The 22,167-nt window shown below is 64.9% G+C and carries 22 protein-coding genes; 2 read left to right on the top strand and 20 right to left on the bottom strand.

The genetic code is table 11. The features are described 5' to 3' along the window. Positions 1-8: 8 nt before the first annotated feature. The 17 genes from ACWDOP_RS30740 to ACWDOP_RS30820 form a co-directional block, all read right to left on the bottom strand. Positions 9-1,085: a hypothetical protein gene (locus ACWDOP_RS30740; RefSeq protein ID WP_456347842.1), complete on the bottom strand. Its 1,077-nt coding sequence runs from the start codon at positions 1,083-1,085 to the stop codon at positions 9-11. Positions 1,086-1,095: 10 nt separating this feature from the next. Beyond that, the gene (locus ACWDOP_RS30745) at positions 1,096-2,121 is read right to left on the bottom strand and encodes a hypothetical protein (protein WP_456347843.1); all 1,026 of its coding nucleotides are present in this window, start codon (positions 2,119-2,121) and stop codon (positions 1,096-1,098) included. 20 nt (positions 2,122-2,141) lie between these two features. After that, on the bottom strand, positions 2,142-3,761 hold the full coding sequence (locus ACWDOP_RS30750) for a Gp37-like protein (protein WP_454200693.1): 1,620 nt from the start codon (positions 3,759-3,761) through the stop codon (positions 2,142-2,144). Then, on the bottom strand, positions 3,761-4,654 hold the full coding sequence (locus ACWDOP_RS30755; protein ID WP_456347844.1) for a phage tail protein: 894 nt from the start codon (positions 4,652-4,654) through the stop codon (positions 3,761-3,763). The genes ACWDOP_RS30750 and ACWDOP_RS30755 overlap by 1 nt, the downstream gene beginning before the upstream one ends. Then, positions 4,651-7,062 (bottom strand): hypothetical protein, encoded by a 2,412-nt coding sequence (locus ACWDOP_RS30760; protein ID WP_456347845.1) that lies wholly within the window; start codon positions 7,060-7,062, stop codon positions 4,651-4,653. The genes ACWDOP_RS30755 and ACWDOP_RS30760 overlap by 4 nt, the downstream gene beginning before the upstream one ends. A gap of 116 nt (positions 7,063-7,178) precedes the next feature. Continuing rightward, positions 7,179-7,367, bottom strand: a complete 189-nt coding sequence (locus ACWDOP_RS30765; RefSeq protein ID WP_354986452.1) for a DUF5361 domain-containing protein — start codon at positions 7,365-7,367, stop codon at positions 7,179-7,181. Positions 7,368-7,552: 185 nt separating this feature from the next. Then, entirely contained in the window at positions 7,553-7,843 is a 291-nt protein-coding gene (locus ACWDOP_RS30770; RefSeq protein ID WP_456347846.1) for a hypothetical protein, read from the bottom strand. A 233-nt stretch (positions 7,844-8,076) separates the two neighbouring features. Then, a complete protein-coding gene (locus tag ACWDOP_RS30775; RefSeq protein WP_456347847.1) occupies positions 8,077-8,664 on the bottom strand; it encodes a phage tail tube protein in 588 nt (195 codons plus the stop codon). A gap of 77 nt (positions 8,665-8,741) precedes the next feature. After that, positions 8,742-9,179: a hypothetical protein gene (locus ACWDOP_RS30780; protein WP_456347848.1), complete on the bottom strand. Its 438-nt coding sequence runs from the start codon at positions 9,177-9,179 to the stop codon at positions 8,742-8,744. 52 nt (positions 9,180-9,231) lie between these two features. Beyond that, entirely contained in the window at positions 9,232-9,540 is a 309-nt protein-coding gene (locus ACWDOP_RS30785) for a hypothetical protein (protein WP_456347849.1), read from the bottom strand. Between the two features lie 10 nt (positions 9,541-9,550). Next, entirely contained in the window at positions 9,551-12,277 is a 2,727-nt protein-coding gene (locus ACWDOP_RS30790; RefSeq protein WP_456347850.1) for a hypothetical protein, read from the bottom strand. Between the two features lie 2 nt (positions 12,278-12,279). After that, positions 12,280-12,897 (bottom strand): hypothetical protein, encoded by a 618-nt coding sequence (locus tag ACWDOP_RS30795; RefSeq protein ID WP_456347851.1) that lies wholly within the window; start codon positions 12,895-12,897, stop codon positions 12,280-12,282. A gap of 270 nt (positions 12,898-13,167) precedes the next feature. Further along, entirely contained in the window at positions 13,168-13,464 is a 297-nt protein-coding gene (locus ACWDOP_RS30800; RefSeq protein ID WP_456347852.1) for a hypothetical protein, read from the bottom strand. Then, entirely contained in the window at positions 13,465-13,674 is a 210-nt protein-coding gene (locus tag ACWDOP_RS30805) for a hypothetical protein (protein ID WP_354986444.1), read from the bottom strand. Between the two features lie 551 nt (positions 13,675-14,225). Further along, positions 14,226-14,957: a hypothetical protein gene (locus ACWDOP_RS30810; protein WP_456347853.1), complete on the bottom strand. Its 732-nt coding sequence runs from the start codon at positions 14,955-14,957 to the stop codon at positions 14,226-14,228. Then, on the bottom strand, positions 14,957-15,676 hold the full coding sequence (locus tag ACWDOP_RS30815) for a PE-PPE domain-containing protein (RefSeq protein ID WP_456347854.1): 720 nt from the start codon (positions 15,674-15,676) through the stop codon (positions 14,957-14,959). Before ACWDOP_RS30815 ends, ACWDOP_RS30810 begins: the two co-directional genes overlap by 1 nt. Continuing rightward, entirely contained in the window at positions 15,673-15,918 is a 246-nt protein-coding gene (locus tag ACWDOP_RS30820; protein ID WP_454200705.1) for a hypothetical protein, read from the bottom strand. Before ACWDOP_RS30820 ends, ACWDOP_RS30815 begins: the two co-directional genes overlap by 4 nt. Before the next feature lie 140 nt (positions 15,919-16,058). On the opposite strand from ACWDOP_RS30820, the gene ACWDOP_RS30825 reads away from it, so the two are divergent. Then, positions 16,059-16,313 carry a helix-turn-helix domain-containing protein gene (locus ACWDOP_RS30825; protein ID WP_454200706.1) on the top strand — a complete coding sequence of 85 codons (255 nt, stop codon included), beginning with the start codon at positions 16,059-16,061 and terminating at the stop codon, positions 16,311-16,313. A gap of 1,047 nt (positions 16,314-17,360) precedes the next feature. Here the strand turns inward: ACWDOP_RS30825 and ACWDOP_RS30830 are convergent. From ACWDOP_RS30830 to ACWDOP_RS30840, 3 genes are all read right to left on the bottom strand, one after another. Continuing rightward, a complete protein-coding gene (locus tag ACWDOP_RS30830; RefSeq protein WP_456347855.1) occupies positions 17,361-17,711 on the bottom strand; it encodes a hypothetical protein in 351 nt (116 codons plus the stop codon). A 20-nt stretch (positions 17,712-17,731) separates the two neighbouring features. Further along, positions 17,732-17,872 (bottom strand): hypothetical protein, encoded by a 141-nt coding sequence (locus ACWDOP_RS30835; RefSeq protein WP_456347856.1) that lies wholly within the window; start codon positions 17,870-17,872, stop codon positions 17,732-17,734. A gap of 316 nt (positions 17,873-18,188) precedes the next feature. Then, positions 18,189-19,370 (bottom strand): SpoIID/LytB domain-containing protein, encoded by a 1,182-nt coding sequence (locus tag ACWDOP_RS30840; RefSeq protein WP_456347857.1) that lies wholly within the window; start codon positions 19,368-19,370, stop codon positions 18,189-18,191. 216 nt (positions 19,371-19,586) lie between these two features. Here ACWDOP_RS30840 and ACWDOP_RS30845 point away from each other — a divergent pair, with 216 nt between their 5' ends. After that, the gene (locus ACWDOP_RS30845) at positions 19,587-21,989 is read left to right on the top strand and encodes an N-acetylmuramoyl-L-alanine amidase (RefSeq protein WP_456347858.1); all 2,403 of its coding nucleotides are present in this window, start codon (positions 19,587-19,589) and stop codon (positions 21,987-21,989) included. The last annotated feature ends 178 nt before the right edge of the window (positions 21,990-22,167 follow it).

Genomic DNA, 22,167 nt, shown 5'->3' on the forward strand with positions numbered 1-22,167 from the left:
TCTCCGGCTCACGAGGCCGTGACAGGTCGCGCCCAGCAGAGAATCTGGGCACTGTCCTGCCGGTAGGAGTAGGTGGAGCCGCCCAGATTCCGCGCCAGCACGACGTACAACGTGATGGCCCGGCCCGCCTGGATCAGCCCGACGGGACTTTCCGGGGTCATGGATTGGGTGCCGAAGTGCGGCTGGAAGTAGCAGTAGCTGTCGGCGCCGAAGGGGAAGCCGGCGCCGAGCGCGACGATCTGGCCGTTCGCGGCATCGATGCGCACTTCGGCGTCGATACGCGTGTTGAAGTTGCCGATGGCTTCGGAGGTGTAGACCAGGACGCCGCCGGTGATCACCGGACGCCAATCCACATCCTGCGCGGGAATTTTCAGCTGTGCGACGGTGATCGGGGTGGCATTGGTGGTGGTGATGGACGGGGCGAACCCCGCACCGCCGTCCCAGGCCTGGGTACCCATGATCGACCAGGGTCCGCGCAGACCGGGGTGCGGACGCGGCTTCCATTTCTGGCCCGCGCCGTCCCATGCGGGAACCATGCGTGCGGCGTGCGTGCCGTTCGCGTAGTCCGGCGCCTGCCTGATCGGTCCGGGACCGCCCGGAACGCCCTTCTCACCCTTGACGCCCTGCGGCACGGTCAGATTCAGCACGAGGTTCGGCTTCGTCCCGGTGATCGTGACCGCCAGGTCCGAGCCGACGGGTCCGGTCTCGACCGTCCCGATGTCGAGCACACACGGCTGACCATCCGGGCCCGGCGCCCCGAACGCGTCCGCGAAGGAGTCGAAACTCGTTCCGTTCCAGTACATCAGGGTGTTGGTCGCCAGTACCCGCCAGGTCTTGCCGGCCTGCGCGGTCCCGAGCTTGGTCGCCAGCGCGGTCAGAGCGGCCTGATCGGCGATGTCGCCTTCCCAGCGGAAGGCCGCGCCGGGTTCGCCCTGCGGCCCGAGCGGCCCGGGTGTTCCCGTCATGAGTTCGAGTGCCCCGTCACGCGGGGTCCCGTGGAACGACTGCACGACCCCGGGGGAACCGATCCCCTCGTCGATGCCGCGCACCAGCGTCGAATCGAAATATTCACTTACGGTGGACATGTCACCTCCTTCAGAGGGGCTGAGCGTGGACGACCAGCGACGCTCCGCCGCGCGACCACCAGATTTTTCCGCTGCCATTGGGGAGCCGGGTCAGCTGCACCACGAACTTCGCGGGCTGACCGGCCGGAACGGTGGCGAAGGTGGACGTGGGCGAGAGCGTCTTGACCGTCTGGTCCTCGCGATAGGTCGGGAGCAGGGGCAGATACAGGTACCCGCCCTGACTCGGGCGGGTTGCCGCCAGCACTTCACCCGTCGGATAGTTCAGGCGCACCGTCACCTCCGTCGGGCTGGCGCCGCCGTAGTAGACGTGTCCCTGAACGAGTGGACGCCACGCGAACGACTGCGCCGGCACGGTGAAGTTTCCGACCGTCAATTCCGGGACGTCGGGTTCCTGATCACCGGCGAATTCGTTGCCGAACCAGGACCAGGGACCGGTGCCCAGCGGCGGCGGAGTCGGCCGGAACTGCTGCGACGCACGGTGATAGGCGAAGACGGACCCGGGTGCCGGACTGGTGGAATCGTCGTAGTCCGGCGAGCTGACGATGGCGCCTGATACCCCAGCCGGTCCCTTGGGTCCCTGAAGTCCCGCAGGCGCGGTCGCCTTCAACTGCTGATCGGCGCCTTTGCCGACGAGTTCCACAGCGGGAACCGTGAGCTTGGGATTGTGCACCGTCGGTGCGACGTCGATCGTATTGCGCGCGGCGACCGGCCCCTGCGGGCCGACGGCGTGCGGCGAATGCTGCCAGTGAGTCCCGTCCCAGACGTCCATGCCGTCGTCGTCGGTCCGATGCCACCACCTACCGCGATCGTCCACGCCCAGACCGGTGGGCCGGGCCGCGGCGTTGGCGATCGCTCCCATCTTCCGGAATGTGGTGCGTGGACGCCCTTTCGGCCCTCGCGGGCCGACGGGACCCGTGGGCAGCTCGAGCGCCGCCACCTCGTCCGAGACCGTGAATGTCGCGTTCAGAATCGGCAGCCCATCCACGTCCGGCTGACGATCCACGGTGAGATGGGCGGGAAAGCTGATGTCCGCCATGGTGTTTCCTCTCAGCGGGATTAGAAGATGAGCAGGTCGAGATCGGCGCCGACATCGGTGGACAGATCCTTGATGGCGGAGGCGAAGCGGCCCAGGCGCTGCCAGGCCTTGACCACCGAGTCCTCCTCGTCGGATCCGTCGCCGACCGTGATCTGCCAGACCGCCGCGGTTTCGCGGTTGTCGGTGAAGGTCAGCTCGGTGACATAGTCGGTGAACACGAGCTGACCCATGGCGAATCCGATCTGGTCGCCGAGGCCGAAGTCGCGGCCGAGCAGATAGGGTGCGTTGTCCTCGATGGTCACCTTGTGGCTGGTGTAGCCGCGGGTGAGGTGCAGGCCCTGACGTGCGGCGACCAGGCCGTCGAGGTTGAAGGCCTTGTCGCTGCCGGTGATGTACAGCTCGCGGAAGGCATAGGGCCCGGCGCGCCGGACGCGTTCGGAGTCCCGGTACACCATCCAGGCGAGGAAGACGTCGTTGAGCTGGCCGCGATAGAGGAAGTCCAGACCAATCAGCGACAGCAGGCCCTTGATCACGACTTCGATGCCGGCGTTCACCCAGCCGGGGGAACGCCCGCCGATGATGATGTCCGTGGCCGTCGGCTTGTGCAGTGCTACTTCGGAAGCGCCGATGCCCGAGTATTCGCCTTCGAAGTACCAGACCCAGGGGAAGTTCTTGGTGGTGCCGAATTTGCCCGGCTGGCCGTAGACGGCCTCGTACTCGGTGGTCGAATCGAACTTCGGATAGCGCTTCGGCGTGGTGCCGTCATCGGCGAATTCCTCGATCCACGACTTGATCCCGTCCAGCAGGGTGCCGGTATCGCCCGTCACGCCGGACTTGTCGACGGTCTCCAGGACCACGGTCGGCTTGTCCAGGAAGAACCACTGCGGCGCCGGCTGTTCATCCTCGCCCGGCAGGAAGAACCGGGCCGTGAGCATGACGCCGGAATCCTCGAGCATCGGCTGGAACAGCTTGTCCGCCATATCGAATCGTGCCGACGCGGCGCTCCAGCGGCTGGTGTCGTGCAGGGGATCGACCGGTACGACGGCGATGGGGAACAGCGAATCGCCGACACCTTCCCACATCGGCTTGCCGTCGGCGTTCGTCGGCGCCCAGCCCGGGGCCTGCAACCGCATCAGATTCATCGTCAGATACGTGGTGACCAGCGTGCGCACCGGGCCGAACAGAATGTGGTGCCGGGGGAACTGGGCCAGCACCGGGGCGAACGGCGAGGCCCAGCAGCAGATCGTCGCGATGTGATTCCAGGCGTGGATGGCTTCGATGTCGACCGTCTCGACGCCGTTGTCGTCACGGACGATGGAAGCCTTGGTGATATAGCCGTCCCACCGGAACCCCTTGGTGTTCACGGTGATCGGGATGGTCGCGTCTTCGCCGTCCTCGTTGTTGAACAGGTGATCGAAGTGCACCATGTCCCGGGGGCAGATCATCTTCAGGCCGCCCGCGGAATTGCGCGGGTAGGTGAATTCCAGGGAGAGGTAGCTGTGCTCCTCCCCCACCTCCTGCATGAACTTGTTCCAATAGCGCACCAGCACATCGGGATTGCGCGCCTGTTCCTGATCCGCCTGGAACGCCTCGTCCATCCGCCGCACTTCGGCGTGCGGATCCCAGGTGGCCGCGCTCATCAGAACGGCCTCGAGGATCGGGGCGTGACGGTCGCGACGATGCTGGAGGCGGTGGTACCGCCCTCCACCTTCACGGTGATGTCGGTGGTGCTCCACGGCTGCATGGGCTGCAGCCAGCGGCGGCCGGCGAGCTGGCCCCAGACATTGCGGCCCTTCGAGTTGCTACCGGTGTACACGAGCGCGGTCCGATGCCGCGGATGGGTGTCGATGCGCAGCGTCTCGCCGGCCTGCAGGGTCGGGGTCTGCACCATACGCAGCAGGTCGCCTTCGAACGGATCCAGAATCGACCAGCGCCCGGGTCCGCTCATGGTGTAGCGCGGCCACACGGGCTGGTCGGCCGCGTTGCGCAGCCGGACGATGCCCTCGTCCAGGCCGGAGGTGTTGGTCCACACCTGGTTCTCGTCGAAATGCCGCTCGAGCGGATCCATCGCCGTGGCCGACATCTTGTAGCCGGCCGTGGCGTTGCGCGCCGGATCGATGTCGCCGACCGGTTCCGGTGCGGAATCCAACTGCGCCTGCTGGAATCGCCAGCCCTGGTGGCGGGTGTAGTACCCGACGGTCACCGGCTTATCGGTGGACCAGCCCCGGAACCACGCGTCGTGCACGGCGTGGAAGTCCCGAATCGGGTCCGCGCCCGCGCCTTTCGCGTCGCCGGAGATGACGACCAGGAAGTCCCATTCCTTCTTCGCGCGTACCGAGCGGACGAAGGTCGCGCCGTCCTGGCGCGCGCCTTCCGAGATCAGCAGCTGCACGGGGGCGAACATGTATCCGGCCTGCTGCGACAGGCGCACGCCTTCGCGCCCGGCATTGGTGCCGGACAGATGCCACACCCGGCCGTTCACGTCCCACAGCACGACCTTCGTGCCGTGGGTTTCCAATAGTTGGTGGGTCATCGCCCCATGCCTCCTCCGCGTTGCTGCGCCACTGCCCGGCGCCGGCGCACCCGCTCCACCGCGATAGACGCGCTTTTGGGGTCTGTTCCGTTGAAGTTGTAGATATCGCCGCGGACGGTGTGGCCGCCCGGGCCGTCGGCCAGATCGGTGAGCCCGAAACCGGTTCCGACCAGCTCTTTGACCGCGTTTCCGGCCCATTCGATACGGCGGGTGAGCTGGCCGCCGAGCATGCCGCCGGCCATCGAGCCCAGGAACTGGCCGATGACGGGGCCGAGTGGGGCGGCCGGGCCGAGGAAGGGCGCGATGGCGGTGCCGATCGCGCCGCCGACCACGCTGCCCGCGGTGGAAGCCGCGCCGGAGATGGCTCCGGTCAGGCCGCCCAGCAGGCCGTGTTGCTGCAGGCCGGAGACAGCGGAAGTCAGTGCGTTGTAGCCGATCTGCTGTTCGTTGGTCATTTGGGTGGCGGTGCTCGAGCCGCCGGTGCCGGTTGGCTTCCACGGGACACCCGTCAGGTTGCTGATCCACTGGCCGAGCGTGTTCGTCCAGTTCTTGTCGGGATCGGCCGCGCTGTATGCCTCCCCGAGGGGCGTGAGCAGCGATTGCGCGAGATTGCCCAGGGCTTCCGGTGCTTGATCGCCCAAAATGGGCTTCAGCAGGTTGCCGACATTGGTTCCCCAGTCGTTGGCAGCCAGCTTGACCAGATCGGTGAAGTTTCCTTCGCTGGGGTTGTACCGGTGCCTTTCGTCTTTGAGCTCCTGGGCGTCTGAATTGCCGCCGAGAATCGAACTCAGGCTCTTGGTGCCACTCACCCAGCGAGTTGTGTCGGGCTGGTCCTCGATAAGTGCCGACAGCTGCATATCGCGGGGCAGACCGGTCCGGTCGACGTTCGGGATGGGGGTCAGGTACGCCCAACCGCCGTTGGTACTACCATCCGCGCTCGGCGGTATGTACTGCCAGCGAGCCGTGCTCGAATCCTCGGTTCCACCACCTGTCGTAGCGGACGGCCCGGCGCTGGTTACAACGGAATTGGGGTCGCCGCTGTCGCCGGAAGTGGGTTCCGGGCCAGAGCCCGTATCCACGGGTGTGCCGTCGGTGACCGACGGAATGCCTTCGCCACCAGTGGTTCCGGCGCCGAGTCCGCTACTCGATCCGAGGCTGGTGCCAGGCTGTCCGCCGAGCTCCGCGCGCAGGGTCATAGAGGTGTTCAGCTCACCGCCGAACCTCGAGCCGATCAGCTGGCCCAGCTGTTCGCCGATCTTCGGAGCCATCTCACCGGCGGGACCGAGCATCCGGCTGACGACCTCGCCGAGGGCCGCACCCACGCGACCACCGGCCACGGTCGCGGCGCTGGTGACGCCGGATCCGAGAGCTGCTCCGAGAGAGCCCAATTCGGTGGCATCGACACCGGCCGCGCCACCCGCTCCACCGGTCAAACCGGCGAGATTGCCGAGCATCCCGGAAGGTGTGGCCTGCATCGATGCCGTCAATGGCATCGGCGAATCAGTCGAGGACTGCGGGCTCTGCACCGACGGCGCGGAACCCGCGCCCGGCTGTGCGGCCAGCGGCCCACCGGGTGCGAACAGCGGCGACAGCGCCGAACCCACCGCGGATCCGGCCCACGCACCCGCGTCGATCGCGGCGTTGCCGAGGCTGCCCAGGGCGTCCGCGACCACGCCCTGGCCGAGCATGTCGCGCCACTGACCGGGATTCGCCGTGGCCGATGGATCGGCGGAGCCGACCCCGTTCAGCATTCCGGTCAGGAACTGCGCCGACGGCACCCAGCCGGAGTTCAGCAATTCCAGCAGCGGCAGCACGTTGTCCGCCGCCGCGGCATTGACCACGAACTCACCGGGTGACGCGGCCACCAGGACTTTGTCCTCGGTGGAGCCGCCCGACCCGGTGATCATGCCGCCGGGCAGCAGGGCCTGCTCTTCGCGATGGATGGGGCCGCCGTAGGCCCGGCGAATGGGGATCGGCGCATCGCCCGCCGAGTTCCCCTGCCCCAGAATCTCTTCGACGATGGTCTCGCCCGAGCCGGGCTTTCCGCTCCGCTTCCCCGGATTGAGCAGCGTGGTCTTGGAACTGATTTTGAGAATCCGGGTTTCGGTCTCGGTGTTCGCAGGTTCCGTTACGCCGCGCAATAGGTTGAGGGCTTCGGAGGCCATCCGATTCGTGAAGAAGCTCGGCACATGCCCGAGCACCTCCTCGAAGGCTCGGGTCAGTGCGCCGAAGGGGCCGGTGCGGCCGACGATGGCGTTCGGCGCGATCCCGCCGTCCTCGGAGACGAGAATCGGATCCTCGTCGGGCAGGGTGATGAGCGAGGTCCCCGGGGTGGGACCGCCCTCCCATACCGCGCCGCTGGGAAGTGCGATCTTCTTCCCCGACGGCGGCCGGCCGCTGGTTGTCATCGCAAGAATGTCCGGCAGGTTCATTGCCGGTGGGCGTTGCTTGTCCACAATTCACATCCACTTTCTGGGCTGACTGTTCGCGTGCCCGGCCACCGGCGATGGAGCCCATGGACTCTTCAGCCCCAGCCGAGGAACTCGTTCATCTGGTTGACGCCCATGGCGGTGCCGACCCGTTCGCGATTGGATTCGAGTCCCGGCCGCGCGATCTGCTCGGGCCGGTTGCGCCCGTTCCTGGCGTCATCGGTCTTGGACCACACCAGCCAGCGCAGGCAGTCGGCCATATCCGCGAGCAGATACTGGTCCAACTGCCAGCGATAGGCGTCCGGGTTGGCGGAGCGCTGGAACGCGGAATCCGTTGGCGTGCACCTGACTATGGCCCGCAGGTCACCCCAGGTCAGCGTTTCCTGGCCGAGCGTGCGGAGCCGGAGGCCGAGTGCGATCAGGTCGTATTCGATTGCCTCGGAATGCTCTTCGATCAGAGCATCGAGGCCTAGGATTCCCCCAGGCTGATACCCGAGTGCGCGCGCCAGGCCTCCAGCATTTCGTGGTAGGCGTCCGGATCCATATCGTCCAGGGCCGCAAGCGCTTCGGGGGTGACAGCCATTTCCAGCAGGGTGTACATCGCGTCCACATCGCCCAGGCGGCGAATGCGGCGCACCAGGCCCGGCTTCAGGTAGGACAGCGACGGCAGCTGGATCTCGACGCCGTTGACGCGGTAGAAGAAGTCGTCCTTCACCTTGGTCGGGGTGGCGATGGTGATGGGGGCTTTGGGGGAAGTCATTGTTACGCAGACCCTTTCGAGTTCGGATTGTGAAGGTCGTGACGGTGTTCAGAGCAAAAGGTCCCAACGGCGGCGGGCGGGCCTGCGCATAGGTTTGATAACCGCCGCCGTTGGGGGATTTTGGACAGCTGAGTGCCGTCAGCCGACAGGGCTCGATCCATACGGAATCGAGCCCTGTCAGGGAATGGCGGCTGATGCCGCCGGAATTGAGACGGTCGCTGGGACCGCCGGGATCAGACGGTCTTGATGCCGTCGTCCAGGTAGCGGTACGCCTTCACGCCCGAGTCGTCCTTGAACGCCTCGACGGTGATGGTGAAGCCGGCCAGTTCGGTGGACACGAACTTCTTCTCGGTGACCGCGGTGATCTTGGCGTTCGGCAGCACGATCCGCAGCTTCTTGTCCTCGTTGACCATGTCGAAGACCCACGAGCGACGCGGCAGCGGGGTACCGGTCTCCTTGACCGTGTACAGCGCACCGGTGGTGGCGGTGGCGGCGGTGGGCACGACATTGCTCGGGCCGAAGACCTCGCCCAGAACGTCCTTGTCCCACACGGCGTACAGGGTCAGACCGAAACGCACCGAGTGCTCGGTCTGCAGCTGCGCGATGATGTCGGCGTTCCAGTCCTTCACGGACTCGATACGACGCTCACCCAGCGATTCGATGCCGTCCTCGGACACATAGCCGAGCGCCTTGAACGCGGGATCGATGACGCCGGCCGCGCCGGTCGGCAGCGCGGAAGCCAGCGGAGCGACCAGAACACCACCGGTAACGGCGATGTTCGGGGTGCCGGCGCCGATGAACTTGCTGGAGGGCAGAGCCATTTTCTTATCTCCCTTGGGAATGTTGCGCAGGCCCTAGGGATGGGTATTCAGTTGTTACTCCCGCGTTTTCGGGGGAGTCACGCGAGGACTGTTCCCCGCACGATCAGGTCGGTGACGATTGTGTACCGCGGGGCGGCTGTCACCGGGTCGGTGTCGTTCTCCATGCCGGCGTCCTCGATGTGGTCGCACCACACGGGGCCGATGTAGCCGGGGGCTGCGGCGTTCACGATGCTGCGCACCAGCGCGGCCAGTTCGGCCGCGTTGCCGGCGTCGTCGGTGCATTCGAAGGCGATTCGGGGGCGGTCGAGGATTAGGTGAGCGCCACGACGCCCCACTCTGTCCTCGACATCCAACCGGGCCTTGCGATCATTCCGAGCCACCCTCACCACACGTCCAAGGCGCGGCTCGGAAACCGTCTTGACGACCGTGGCTCCCGCACCTGCCTCCGCGAGTTGAAATGCCAAGAAATCAACTACGACCCGTTCAATATCCGAAAATTGTATTCTCTCCACCATCTCTTACACACCTTTCGGCAAAGTTGCGAATCCTCGCACTCCACATGCAGCCCTATCCAAGTTCCGGATATGGCGGCTCGTCAAATTTTTCGATATCGAAAATATATTTATAAGATTTTTCCAAGAACTCATAGAGCGCATCCTCGTCACGAAACTGAACGCCCGTAATTTGAACATAGTCACGGACCGATAGGTATCTAGAATCAAGTAGTTCGCGATATTGGTTACGCAAACGAGATGGGAACTCCGGATTAAGTTCCAGAAACGGCGCATGGGCAATTTGAGCCTTCGCCGATTCGGACCAGTCATAAAGTCGTTCATGATGCATCGAGCCAATAATGTAATCCAACTCGTCTTTCATGAATTCTCCATCAGGGGTGTCTATTGGGGTGAGGATCGGCATACATAGTATACAGGTACGGGTCGCCGTTTTCGTCCAACTTGAACTCAGCGGAAATCTTTCCCCTTCGGAAGTCAATCGGAAGCGGACTATGTGGAGGATTCGGATCGAAATAGTATCCAATGAATGCCTTATGGCCGTCAGGGCCAAGTGCATCTTCAATAGAGAAGGGCCTCACCACAAGCCTCTGCGTGCGCCTATACTCCTCGAGAGCGTAGTCAGCCGCTCTAACAAACGCATCACCATCCGTGAACGAAGTAGCAAATGCGCCTACTGAATGTCTTCCACTCTTGTACATATCTTTATACTTGTCGCGCTCGAACTCCAACTTCTCCCTCTCCGTAGTCGGCCTCGGCCTAGCTGGATCGATATGATTGCGAGCATTCACAAATCCGTTACCTTTCAGTTCCGGATCAACACCAGGATTGTTGGGATCCCGCCAAACAGGCTCGCCGAGGCGCTCTATCAAATGCTGCGGAGGTATATTGAAATGACGTTGATAACCATGCGCCTTCGGGCCGCCATTTTTTATCTCATCCAATCTACGCGCAACATATTCCTGCCGCTCCTTCGCAATTTCTTCAGGTGTTCGCCGGTTGTTACTCGCCGAACGCGGAGTCCGGTCTTGGTTGTTGGGCCGGTTGCCTCTGCGGCGGCGCGGTGGCCGACGGCGCGTCTCACCATCATTCGATTCACGGCCAGACTGCGCCGAGCCTCCCGATCTAGATGTCCCACGATCTTCGAGATTGAATACCGCGTCGGTTTCGGCCGTGACAGGGTCCGATTTGGCGGGCGTTCCATCGCGATCACTGCTTAGTCGAATAGGCTCTGCATCGTCACTTCTGTCGGGTGTCGCTGCATCTCGATCAACCTTGTCCGGTGTTCGTCTGGGGACAGATGCACCGACGAGCGGGTCTTGTCTGAACGGTTTTTGAGCGAGACCGTTGGATGTCTTTTCGTAATCCAGCCTCCCGGTAAGACCGTTATGGTTTCCGGGCTGTTGAAGCAAGTTGCCGATTCCGTTGAACAAGTTCGGTTTGGGTGCGATGCTCGAATCCGGCGCGATGCTGGGTGAGTCGAGCGACGGTTCCTGCGAGGGGTTCAGGGAGGCGGGATTCGGGGAGGGTGAGGCGTCGACATCAGGTTGTGTTGAGCCTCCCTTGAGGTCGGGCTGGTTGTCATTGGGCTGCGGCGGCTGGTCTCCGACTGCACTGGGTCGATCGGCCTCAGGCTTATCGCCTGCCCTGATTGGCAAGTTAGGGAAAGCTATTCGATCCGGTTTATCCGGCGCATCGACTCTCACGTGGGGCGTGCTGGAACCGAGTTTGTCCAGCTTCAGGAAGGCCGCCGTACCTCCGCTGAAGAAGAGAGAGCCGACGTTGAAGGTGAGTTTGCCCAAGGCATAGGCGTAGTCACCGTTTGCCCAGTCGTCCCAGGCCAAGGTGTCCTTGCCGAGGGCCTTCCATGAATCCCACACCCCCGGACCACCTTCGGCACCGAGGCCGACGAGGGAACCCATGCCGTAGAAGGTGTCCAGCCACGCCTTCTTGACGCCGGGACCACCGATGCCAACCTTGGCGCCGAGATCCTTCACGGACTCGACCACCGGGTTGGCTAGACCCGCGCCGAAGGAAACGCCATGCTCCCACCAACGCTTTTCGACCTCTGGCGGGGCAACCTCTCGCCCGATCGCGTCGGACTCGTAGAGGAATTGGCCAGCGGCGTTCACTACGCCAAAGCCGAATGTTCCGTCGGGGCGCTGGATTTGAACTACCTCGGCCGGCGTCGGGTCGTTGAGCATCGCCGGTGCCGGAGCGGGGGAAGGCATGCGAATCTCGACCGGTCCGTCCGCACCGATACCGGTGTACGACGATGGACGATAGGGATCAGCGGGGAGAAGTCCCACCGCGTTCTCGTTGTACTTCTGCAGATCCGCCTGTTGGACAATCCGCTTGATCGACGGCGGCGCGGTCGTGAACGAATCTCCGGATGGGGCTTTCCAGACCATCGCGGTGCCTTCGGCATTCGTCTCCAGCGTGATACTGCTCGGCAGCGTTCGAGCGTTGCCCGGACCGGGTAGCCCACGAGCGCCGATGTCGACGACATCGAGAAGATCCAGCGGCTGTGGCGTTGGTTCAGGTGTCTTCGCCACCCCCAGGAGAACCGCCATTTCGGGGGTAATCCCCTCGGGTAGCGGCGTGATCTGCTCTACCGCAGGTTGGTTGGGCGGCGTAACCGGCCGGATATCTGCGCGGACGTCCGGCAGGTCGGGCGTCTTTCCATCAGCACCCGGTGACCCGGGGGGCACGCCTATCTTCGGCGGACTCTCGGTCTTGGGCGGAGTTGTAGCGCGCTCGTCCTCCGAGACGGGTACAGCGAGCTCCGCCAGAGGCTTGGGCGGACCGATGTCAGCGGGCGACGGACCCGGATCGATCAGCGCATCCAATGGGTCGGCGATAGGTTTCACCTGATTGCCGGCAGATCCCGACAGCAACTCCTGGACGTTTCGGGTACGTGCGTATTCCAGTGCGGCCGCCACTCCATCCCTGACAGAGACGTTGTGAACCCTTCCCCCGGTGGTCGCACCATCGGCTGGGCTCGACTGCGCAATGCCGTCAGCTGTCAGCAGGTTCCAAGCCGCCGACCGCTGGCCGACCCAGGGGGGCGGGCTAGCCGGCTCGTAGAGAGTGCTCGTCATGATCACTCCTCACGAGCGCGCCGAGCCTGTTCGATCCGCTGTCGAAGCTGGTCGACCATCGCGGCGTAGGCATCGGTTTTGGTGGGGGCCTCGGCGGAGAGGCCGCGGGGATGGGTCGCGGACCAGATGCCTTCCTCGGTCTGTTTGACCTGGATCTCTTCGAGGTCGTAGAAGGACTCGGGATCGGGAAGGGGCCACTCGCCGTTCTCATCGCGGGTGATGTGCATGCCGGTGTCGAAGGCGCCGGGCGGACCGAGGGGGGTGGGGGTCCAGCGAATCTCCTCGAGGTCGGGATGTACTCGGACACCGCGCTTTACGAGGTACTCGGCTACGCGGGTCGCCTGCTTGATGCTGGTCACCGTGGGGTCGGCGAGTTTTCGGCCCACCTCGCTGTACCACTCCGGCAGGTGGATGATCGAGAGTTCCTCGGCGAGCGCGCGAACCTGGGGATCCAGGGTCTCGTCGGGCTTGTGCTCGGCCAGCTTGCCGGTCAGGGTCTGCTGGAGGAAGGACAGGAACTCCGGCGTAACCAGTTGGCCGGTATCGGTTTCCACGTAGTCCGACGACGGCGGTGGCTGGTGGCCGAAGCTGACGGAACTAATTACTTCCTTGCCGGACATAGGGTTCGGTCCTTCCGATTCAGGGCATGACCGATTCCGCGCCCTTCCCCGGGCGCGGAATCGTGTGGATTGAGGTCCCGCCCCCGGGTGAGGGGACTACCCGGGGGCGGGACCTTGCGCCCCAGCGCCGCGTCCGTGTCTGCGACCGCGGACCACCTGCGGGAGACGGGCGCGCTGGGGAGCGGGCATGCGGCGAGGCTCTGAACCCGCTGTGTACCTACCGAGAGGCTTCGGGGGCCGGCCGCATGGGCTGGGCGACGGGGGAAACCGTCAGATCTCTTCTTCGAGCGTCGCGGGGATCTTGTAGTTCGCGGCCGGGGGCTCTTGGCCCGGGACGTGGAACGTGAAGAAGGCGAGCAGCTCGTCGATGTGGCGTTGCAGGGCGCGGATCAGGCGGATCGCGTCGCGGAAGCGACGCTGATCGCTGGCGGCCTGATCCTCCAGGGCCACAACGCGTTCGCGGAGTTTGGCGACCTCGCGGGCCTGCCAGGCGGTGACCGCGCCGATCACGGTGGCGATCGCCAGGCCGATCGCCTGGACGAAGTCGGGGTTGAGCCAGGTCTGCATTCAGTCCTCACCGCCCGGTGATCGCACCGGCGTCACGGCCGGGCGGATGAGCGCTCCCGCGATGACGGGGGTGAGCAGGCCATAGAGGGTGAGTGCGGATTCGATCCATTCGGTGCCGACCTGTCTGCCGAGCAGGTAGGCCGCGACACCGGTGATGGCGACGAGTACGGATCGCACCAGAGCGGGTTCGGGAACCCTGTTGATACGCATGATGTTTCCTTCCGACAGCGCCGCGGACCCCGTTTGCCGCTCTGGAAGCAGGGGACGCGGGGCGGATTACACGAGTAGCGGGACGATGATCGCGATCAGCTGCGCGATGTACGAGCCGACGGTGATCCACTGATCGATGGTGAGACCGAAAAGCATTGCGATTGCTCCTGATTCGAAGGCGCGAGGCAGGCCTCAACGACCGAACCCCCGATCCGGATGCGGATCGAGGGTTCGGGGTGAAGAGCTTGGGAGGCCGACGAGGTTGGAACCTCTTGCCAGAGAGTGTGTTTCCCGTGAGCTCGGGATGAAGGCGCAACTGTGGCGCTGCACATAGCTTCACTTAAGCGGATTCAAAAGTCAACACCCATCTTGAAGATTCATCGAAATCGCAGGTGGGATGGTGTTCCCGAGCAGCCTGGCGCGAGCACGAACCCTGGCTACACCTCCCGCCGCACCACGTTCGGCATCTCGGGACCTCTGCTCTCCGACAACGACGAAGTCCCAGTCCTCCTGGAGGACTGGGACTTCGGTGGATCACCACGGTGTCGGGCTCAGCCGGCGATCTTCTCCCGGATGTGCAGCAGCGGCCGGTGCGGCTCCGCCGCCTTGCTCCGGCGCTTACGCACGGGGTGCGCGAGGTGAGCTTCGAGCACCTCCCCCACCACGAACAGCTCGGGCCAGTCCGGCGCCCACGGCCCCGGCACCGGGCGAATCCTGCCGGCATCACGCAGGGTCTGAATCCTGCGAACGGTGACCGACTGGAATGCTTCGCCCATTTCCCTGGCGAGCGTCGCGATTCCATTGACGTTCAACCGGGCGCTGCGCGCGGCCTCGAGCTGCGCGGCATCCACCTCGATCCGGTAAGTCGGCGGGCAGATGACGTGCAGCGCCGCCTGGATCGCGGCGCGAATCTCACCGGGTGCGGTTTCCGCGCCCTCGGTCATGGCGAGGGCGATGACGTTGCGGTCCAGCCAGCGGGCCAGTCCGCCCGTCGACGTACCCCCGGAATAGTCGAGTCCGCGCTGCTCGCAGATCAGCCGCGCCCAGGACACCAGCACACCGTGCAGGTGATCGCGGGCCCGCGACGCGGCGGGGCTGAACGGCAGCGGCTGATCACCGGAGCGGGAACTCAGCCGCAGGTTCGGGTCGCCGAGGCGAGAGCGCCGGGTAACCGCATCCTCGAGATCCACCGCAAGTTCCGGGATCTCCCGCAGCATGCGCACGAGATCGTGCAGGGCGGCGCGATCCAGGTACAGGTGATTCGGATCAATCTCGCTGTGCATCAGGCGATCTCCCGGTTGATGGTTTCGGCGAGGCGAGCGGCGTGGCCGTGCCGCACATAGTCGACGGTGTGCCGGCCGTCGGTGAGATAGCCGCGGGCATAGGCCAGCGCCCCGCTCCAAGCGCTCCAGTTCCGGGGCGCCCACCAGCGCTGGATTCGGCGGTGCACGATGGTGTCGACCAGACTTCGCCCCCAGGTCAGGGCGGCCTCGGGGCTGTTCATACAGAAGTACTGTGAGAGATCGGCGACCAGGCGCAGGGCGTTGCCCGCGGGCAGAGCGGTGATGGGATCACCCGGCGCCGCGGCCCAGTACGTCGGCACATCCGTCACCCAGCGCTGACCGGCGATGCCGTAGCCGCCGGGATCCGTGCCGACGCATTCACCCGCCGGGCGCAAGGGGTCGGCGATGAGCGCGCAAGCGGCGACGTCGAGCCCGGGCCACAGGCCGCGGCCGATCTCTGCGGCCACATCGCCCGCGATTGCGGCGCCCTGCGAATACCCGGCTACGACAACACGATTCCGCGACTTCTCGATCGCTTCGAGTAGTGCGGCCTTCCCCGCCGCACTGCTCTCCGCGTAGGACATGCTGCCGCCGTACTCGGCCGGATACGGGATCATGCGCGGTGCGAAGCGACTCAGATCCAGCGCGCGCGAGAAGGTGTCGGTCACGCTCTCGCCATACGGGGCCCAGGTGCCACCGACGATCAGGACGTCGATCACGCGGACACCTCCGCCCGGTCCCGAGCATGTCCGGCGGTAGGGAGGAGACCGATCGGATCGCAGCCCAGCGCACTCCCGACCAGCAGCAATTCGTCGAGCTTGAACGAGCCGGCGGCACGAAGTCGCAGCGCGAGCACGGGCTCCGCGAGGCCGGTTCGGGCCGCGAGGGTGTGCGAATCCATACCGATCGCATCCATCGCATAGCTGACACGATCGGCGATTTGTCTGTCCATCAAGTCCATACGGAACACTGTAAGGTCCGTTCGGACTCTTCACAAGTCCGTACGGACCTGTCGCTGTGAACTTCCAGACACTTAGGTTTAAGCCTTGAGTTTCCGGGTGGTGTTTGCAACTACGCCGTTCGGACCTCAGAATGGTCCGTATGGAATTGCGGGACCTCGACGACCTCAACCGCGCCGTCGGTGACGAGCTCCGTGCCGCGCGCGCCCGCCGCGGGCTCACGCGCCCTCAGCTCGCGGCGACCTCGGGAGTTGCGGTGAGTACGATTCAACGTTTCGAGAACGGTGAACGCTCGCCGGATCTCACACAGCTGTATCAGCTATGCAGTGCACTCGACGTCTCTCCGCAGGAGATCGTCGCCAGATCCGTTCAGAAGGTCGACGGTTCCGGGAAGTAGGTCGAGGACGTTCCGACCCAGCACATCTGCCACCAAGCACAGATCCGCGACGGTGGGTCGCCCCTGGGCGACTCGCTCGGACAATTCGACACCCAATCGACCGGCGACTACCGACATCTCTTCATGATCTACAACCTGGCTGAACCACGCCACCAAAGACGCTGCATGCACGGCTTGAAACCCCTATGACTCGATCCGTCGACACGGACACCCGACTTCCGGCCCGATTGGAGCCGAAAGAAACCGCCGACGAGTCGATACCGGCTCCCTCCAGCCGAACTCCCCACATCGGACAGCAGCACAAATCCGCCACCCGGGCCCCCGGACAATCAAGGCGGCACTCCCACTCTTAACTCATCTCAACCCACCGTCCGTAATGCCCTGCGACACAACGTCACCGGACAATGTTGACGAGGCGGAGTATACACATGCGTGATCGTAATTCGTCACGCGAACGAGCGCGAGGCGGGCCTCGAAATATGTTGCACCGAACCAACTCTGCAGTAACAAGCTATCGAGTGACCGAGCACAGACAGAAGCGTCAGTTCGGAACATCTTGGCTGTTCACATCGCAATCTCTCTCTGCGCCAAGCCTTCTCCACAGACGCATATGCTCTGGCATACCGATTCACTTAGGACGCAGCGACATCCGGCGATCCTCGAATGCGGTATCCCGATCACCGAGTCAATCGCTACTCCAACTCGCGCGCGAATATCCATGGCAATTCCCTATTACTCGAGGTCGATTGCTATTCAGGGACACGGCGAACGGCGTCGTGCGTGAGTCCATTGCCGGTGAAAATGCCTATCGCAGCACACCACCCCGTGGAACAGAAGCGCCGAAGGAGCACGTCGACCGCATCTTTCGCGGTTCAACTGCTTTAATCTCAGATGCCTCGGGATCCTTCCACCGGGCTCACGTCCCCGAGCGACGACGCTATTCCGGCGCGACATGTCAATCGATCCCCCGCCGGCGCGTCGATTCGCGTCCATCACCCCGGGGGGCGATGCCCCCCGGTCAACTCGATCTCCGGATCCCGCGGTTGTCTACGACTCCGAAACCAGAGACCCGTAGTCCTCTTCGAGATACGACAGATGTTCGGCCGCATCGGCATTGAGGGATGACCTCGGAATCCTGGACAGCTCACCGAGTTCGGCGCGCCCGATCAGATCCGCGGTCCACAACTCGACGAGTGCGTTGAACTGCGCCTCGCGCGCGCAATCATCGCGCTCATCAACGGCGGCCTCGACCAGTGCCCGGCCCGCGGCGGCTCCCTGTTCCGGGCTCAGTGCCCGGATCCAGTCGACGACGGTCTCGCAGGCTTCGGTTCGCTCGTGGGGAGATCCATGCCCGAGCCGCCGAAGCACCTCGTCGAATCTCGATTCTTCCACGCTCATTGATGTAGAAACCTGTTGTCTCAGTCGAGTTCCGGGTACGGCGGCTCGTCGAACTCCTCGAGATCGAAGATGTACCTGAACGACTTTCCCAGGAAGTCGTAGAGGGCATCGTCATCGCGAAACTGAACGCCGGTGAGGTTGACGTAGTCGTAGGCGCTCACGAACCTCCGGTCGAGCAGGTCTTGGTACTGAGTGCGCAACTTCTCGGGAAAGTCGGTGGTTCAGCTTCAAGAACAGCGCATCTGACAACTGCGTTTTCACGTCTCTCGACCAGTCGTAGAGGACTTCGTGGTGCATCATTCCGATGATGTAGTCCAGCTCCTCATCCACGGCGGGCCCGCCTTCTCACTTGTTGTCGATTCCGTGGGACATCGCCGTGGTCCTGGCGAACGATCACTGTGCCTGCCCATTCCGAGTCGGTGGCCGAGGCAGCGATCGTACTGCGGCACAACGGGAGAGGTGGAGCCGGTGGAGTATTTATTCGCCGGCGTAACCACCCGTAGCAGCGTGTGGCGGGACGGCGGTCAGGGGCTCGGGAGTCGCGGGGGCGGGGACCCGGGGTTTGTTCGGGCCGAGCTCCACCTCCTGGGTTACCGGGGGGAATATCTGGCTCAGGAGGCTCGGGAGATCAAGAGGGACCGTGTATTCGGAATCGGTGGGGAGGGTCGGATCTGAATACGTCGGATCCTGGTACGTGGGGCCGTAGGCCGGATCCTGATAGGCCGGATCCTGGTACGTGGGGACCGTGGGATCGACCATCGTCGGCGCGGAAGGGAACTCGCTGATCGCGGGGCCCACGGTCAGGTTCTCGATGCTGGGGATACCGGAATCGGGGGCGGCGGAATACTCGGCGCGCAGGATATGGCCCTCGCGCACAAGCACTTTGCCCGCCGAGACCCGGACCGCCTCGGACGTGCGGGAATCCTCGCGCTCGGTGCCGGGGTACATCTGGCAATCCGTGCTGTCGCAGGTCTGGGCGTAGGTGTAGCGATCCTCGGCCAGCGCGTAGGAGCGCGCCGCGATCGCTTGCGCGCGCAGGGCTTCCGCGCCGCCCTTGTCGGCCCAGTTGGGGACCATCTCGGAGGGGACGACGCCCATCAGATAGTCCTCGATGTCGACCTCGTTCACGGTGCGATAGGCGCCGTCCTCGAGGGCAACGCCGAGCACGCCGCGATAGGCATTGCCGCCGCACAGGCGCAGGTGTTCCTCGGCGGGGCGATCGGAACCGTCCTCGACGGGATAGATGTACGGATCGTCGGTCGAGCCCTCCCACAGCACCTCACCGTCGCAGCCGGTGGTGATGACCACGTCGGCGCCGGTATCGGTGGGGGTCAGGTGCGCGGCCTGGCCGGGGATGACACGGCGGCCGGCGACGTACAGGCCGGACTCGGACTCCACGTCGAGGGTGCTGTCGTCCTGCTGCTGCAGGCGTACCCGAATGGGCGTGGAGGCGATGGTGTGCAGCTCGGCGCCCGGGTAGTAGTGGGCGAGAATCGCTTCGGCGGTATTGCCGTCCATGGCGCGATCGAAGGCGCCGTTCTGGCTCAGCCCGCGCCCGTGTCCGGGACTCGCGGTTACCCGGAATTCCCCGTCGGGCCAGGCCCAGAGCAGGCCGGCGGACGTGCCCGCCATGGTCGTGGCGGCGAGCGATAGGGCCAAGAGACGTCGGCGGCGACGAAGTGCGTGTAAGTGTCCGTTCGGCATGTCATACCCGTTCTCTTGTAAGCCGAAGCTACATTCGAGTTACCGCAGCTAATCCTCAACAACAGGTTCAGACTATGGGACAGTTGTGACTAGTGTGATCGTTGAGCCGTCAGGACGCAACCAAGGCATCCCGGCAAAGTTCGACGGGTTTACCTGGAATGGGAGCTACTCGTGCCATATCGCAGACCGAAAAACGCCTATGTCCTCCCGGTCGTCACCATCCTGGCCATGACCGCACCCTTCGGCATGCTCGGACTGAGCGATTCGCCGAAGATTCGGTCTGTCGACGAGAGCAATCTGGCAGCAATACCGGCGAACATGGCCGAGGTCGCGCTGGCCTCCGCGCCGGATCTGGTGCTGCCGCTGCGCGAGCTGACCGGGCTCGACCTACCGGACCTGCGCCTGTCCGACCTGCGGAACATTCCGCTGCCCGCGTCCATCAAGATTCCGGCCGGGCTGGAGCTACCGGGCGGGGTGCAGCTACCGGACGAGATCAGACTTCCGCGACTGGACAAGCCCGCCGATCCGAACGCACCCCGCTTCATCGCCGCACCCGGACCGCAGGATCCGAACGCGGCCCCACCCACCGCCGATGGCGAGCCCGGCAGCGCACCCGCGCCGGCGACTCCCGGCGCACCGGTGGATGAAAACCTCTCTGCCCCGGGCAATCCCGCTCCCGTCGAAGCTCCGGCTCCGGACGCGGCAACCCGCCCCGCCATCCCCGGCGATCTCAGCAGGCCCGCACTCGCGCCCGGCGCGGTGCCCGGTGATCTGGTGTCCAAGGTCGGCGCGCAGGTCAAGGAACTCACCCGCGACAAGCCGTTCAGCATGGTCGCGCTCACCGCGCAGGATATGGCCGGGATGACCGCCATGATTCGCGCGCAACTGCCCGATGGCGCCTGGGGGCCGTGGTATTCGGCCGAACCGGTCGACACGCCCGGGCGGACACGGTCGGGTACCGAACCGATCTATGTCGGCAGTACCAAGGCCGTGCAGATTCTGATGACGAAGAAGAATGTCGCCGCGCCGATCGATCCGGCGGGTGCGGGGTCCGAGGATGCGGCCGGTGCAGCGCCGGTTGATCCGGCCGTCGCGGACGAAGTGCCCGTCGATCCCGGCGCGCCCGTCGAGGCCGCGGCCCCCGAGGGCGAGGCGGCCCCGCTCGCGCCCGCGGAGCCCGCGCCCTTCGCCGATCACGGTGATCCCGCGCAGATCGACCTGGAGAAACTCGCCGCGATCCTCATCGATCCGGGCCGCGGCGCGGCGGACGAGAACCTCAACGAGGTGGCGGCCGCGCTGCCCGGCGGCGGGCCGAAGGTGATCACCCGCTCGCAGTGGGGCGCGGACGAGGACCTGCGCTGCGAGGAACCGACCTACGACGACGGCCTGGCCGCGATCACGGTGCACCACACCGCGGGTCGCAACGACTACAGCCGGTCGGAATCGGCGGGCATCGTGCGCGCCATCTACTCGTATCACGCGAAAACGCTGGGCTGGTGCGATATCGGCTACAACGCACTGGTCGACAAGTACGGGCAGATCTTCGAAGGCCGCTTCGGCGGACTGGATCGCCCGGTCGAAGGCGCGCATTCGGGTGGATTCAATATCAATACCGCCGGTGTGGCCCTGATGGGCAATTACGAGGAGGACAACCCGAGCGAAGTGTCGATGCAGGCGATGGGCAAGTTCATCGGCTGGCGCGCGCGAGTCGCCGGAATCGACCCCGAGGGCACGACCACGATGTACTCCGAGGGCAGCGACTACACGCGCTACGCGTACGGGCAGGCCGTCAAGCTGCCGACGATCTTCGCGCACCGCGATGTCGGCAACACCTCGTGCCCGGGCGACTCGGTGTACGACCGGATGGATCGCATTCGCGAGATCGCGGAGAAATTCGCCGGGCCGAGTCCGCTGGCGGACCCGCCGTCCACCACCAAACCCCCCACACCCCGATCTCCCGCGGAGCAGAACGCGAACTACCAGCCGCAGCCCGCGCCGAGCGCCGAGGATGACATCGCGACGCTGGCCGAGCTCACGACCACGCTGCTCGGATTGATCGACACGAACCCGGTGGCGAAGTACTGGAACGAGCAGGGTGGGCCGAACAGCGCACTGGGACAGCCGAAGTCGGCGCCGCAGCCGACCATGGACGGTGGGCAGTACGCCAGGTTCGTCAACGGCTATGTGTACTCGACGCCCAAGGGTCAGGTGTACGCGGTCCTGGGCAAGATCCTGGAGCGATTCGTGCAATTGGGCGGGGCGACAGGCATTCTGGGGCTGCCGACCAGCAACGAATACGCCGTCAAGGACGGGGTGCGCACCGACTTCCAATTCGGCTCACTGATTTTCAACAGGCTGACCGGAATCGTCACCACGATTCTGCAGCACTGGGGTGCGGTGCAGGATCCGGCGCCGTCGGTGAACCCGGGGCGGGCGAGTGAGTTGCCCGCTGTCGCGCCTATTCCCGATGCGAGTGGGCAGCAGCCTGCTGTGGCGGCGATACCGGATACGTCGGGGCAGCCGGCGGTGGCGGAGATTCCTCGGGTGATTCCGGGAATACCTGCACAGCAATAGCTTTCGAAGGGTTCGGTGGGCCGGCTGCCGTGCCCCTTACCAGAGAACCGGGGGTGCGCCCCCGGTTCTCGTCCATTTGTGGGGTGGGTTGGGAGCGTCGATCGTGGTTGGGAGCCCTGCCGAGAAGTCGGAGAGACAGCGGGACCGGCTGGGAGCCTCGGCGGCGGTTGGGTGCTCT

The sequence above is a fragment of the Nocardia sp. NPDC003693 genome (assembly GCF_053981095.1).

Coding starts and splice junctions, on each gene's coding strand:
- ACWDOP_RS30740 (WP_456347842.1), bottom strand. CDS start 1,085: ATGTCCACCGTAAGTGAATATTTCGATTCGACGCTGGTGCGCGGCATC.
- ACWDOP_RS30745 (WP_456347843.1), bottom strand. CDS start 2,121: ATGGCGGACATCAGCTTTCCCGCCCATCTCACCGTGGATCGTCAGCCG.
- ACWDOP_RS30750 (WP_454200693.1), bottom strand. CDS start 3,761: ATGAGCGCGGCCACCTGGGATCCGCACGCCGAAGTGCGGCGGATGGAC.
- ACWDOP_RS30755 (WP_456347844.1), bottom strand. CDS start 4,654: ATGACCCACCAACTATTGGAAACCCACGGCACGAAGGTCGTGCTGTGG.
- ACWDOP_RS30760 (WP_456347845.1), bottom strand. CDS start 7,062: ATGACAACCAGCGGCCGGCCGCCGTCGGGGAAGAAGATCGCACTTCCC.
- ACWDOP_RS30770 (WP_456347846.1), bottom strand. CDS start 7,843: ATGACTTCCCCCAAAGCCCCCATCACCATCGCCACCCCGACCAAGGTG.
- ACWDOP_RS30775 (WP_456347847.1), bottom strand. CDS start 8,664: ATGGCTCTGCCCTCCAGCAAGTTCATCGGCGCCGGCACCCCGAACATC.
- ACWDOP_RS30780 (WP_456347848.1), bottom strand. CDS start 9,179: ATGGTGGAGAGAATACAATTTTCGGATATTGAACGGGTCGTAGTTGAT.
- ACWDOP_RS30785 (WP_456347849.1), bottom strand. CDS start 9,540: ATGAAAGACGAGTTGGATTACATTATTGGCTCGATGCATCATGAACGA.
- ACWDOP_RS30790 (WP_456347850.1), bottom strand. CDS start 12,277: ATGACGAGCACTCTCTACGAGCCGGCTAGCCCGCCCCCCTGGGTCGGC.
- ACWDOP_RS30795 (WP_456347851.1), bottom strand. CDS start 12,897: ATGTCCGGCAAGGAAGTAATTAGTTCCGTCAGCTTCGGCCACCAGCCA.
- ACWDOP_RS30800 (WP_456347852.1), bottom strand. CDS start 13,464: ATGCAGACCTGGCTCAACCCCGACTTCGTCCAGGCGATCGGCCTGGCG.
- ACWDOP_RS30805 (WP_354986444.1), bottom strand. CDS start 13,674: ATGCGTATCAACAGGGTTCCCGAACCCGCTCTGGTGCGATCCGTACTC.
- ACWDOP_RS30810 (WP_456347853.1), bottom strand. CDS start 14,957: ATGCACAGCGAGATTGATCCGAATCACCTGTACCTGGATCGCGCCGCC.
- ACWDOP_RS30820 (WP_454200705.1), bottom strand. CDS start 15,918: ATGGACTTGATGGACAGACAAATCGCCGATCGTGTCAGCTATGCGATG.
- ACWDOP_RS30825 (WP_454200706.1), top strand. CDS start 16,059: ATGGAATTGCGGGACCTCGACGACCTCAACCGCGCCGTCGGTGACGAG.
- ACWDOP_RS30830 (WP_456347855.1), bottom strand. CDS start 17,711: ATGAGCGTGGAAGAATCGAGATTCGACGAGGTGCTTCGGCGGCTCGGG.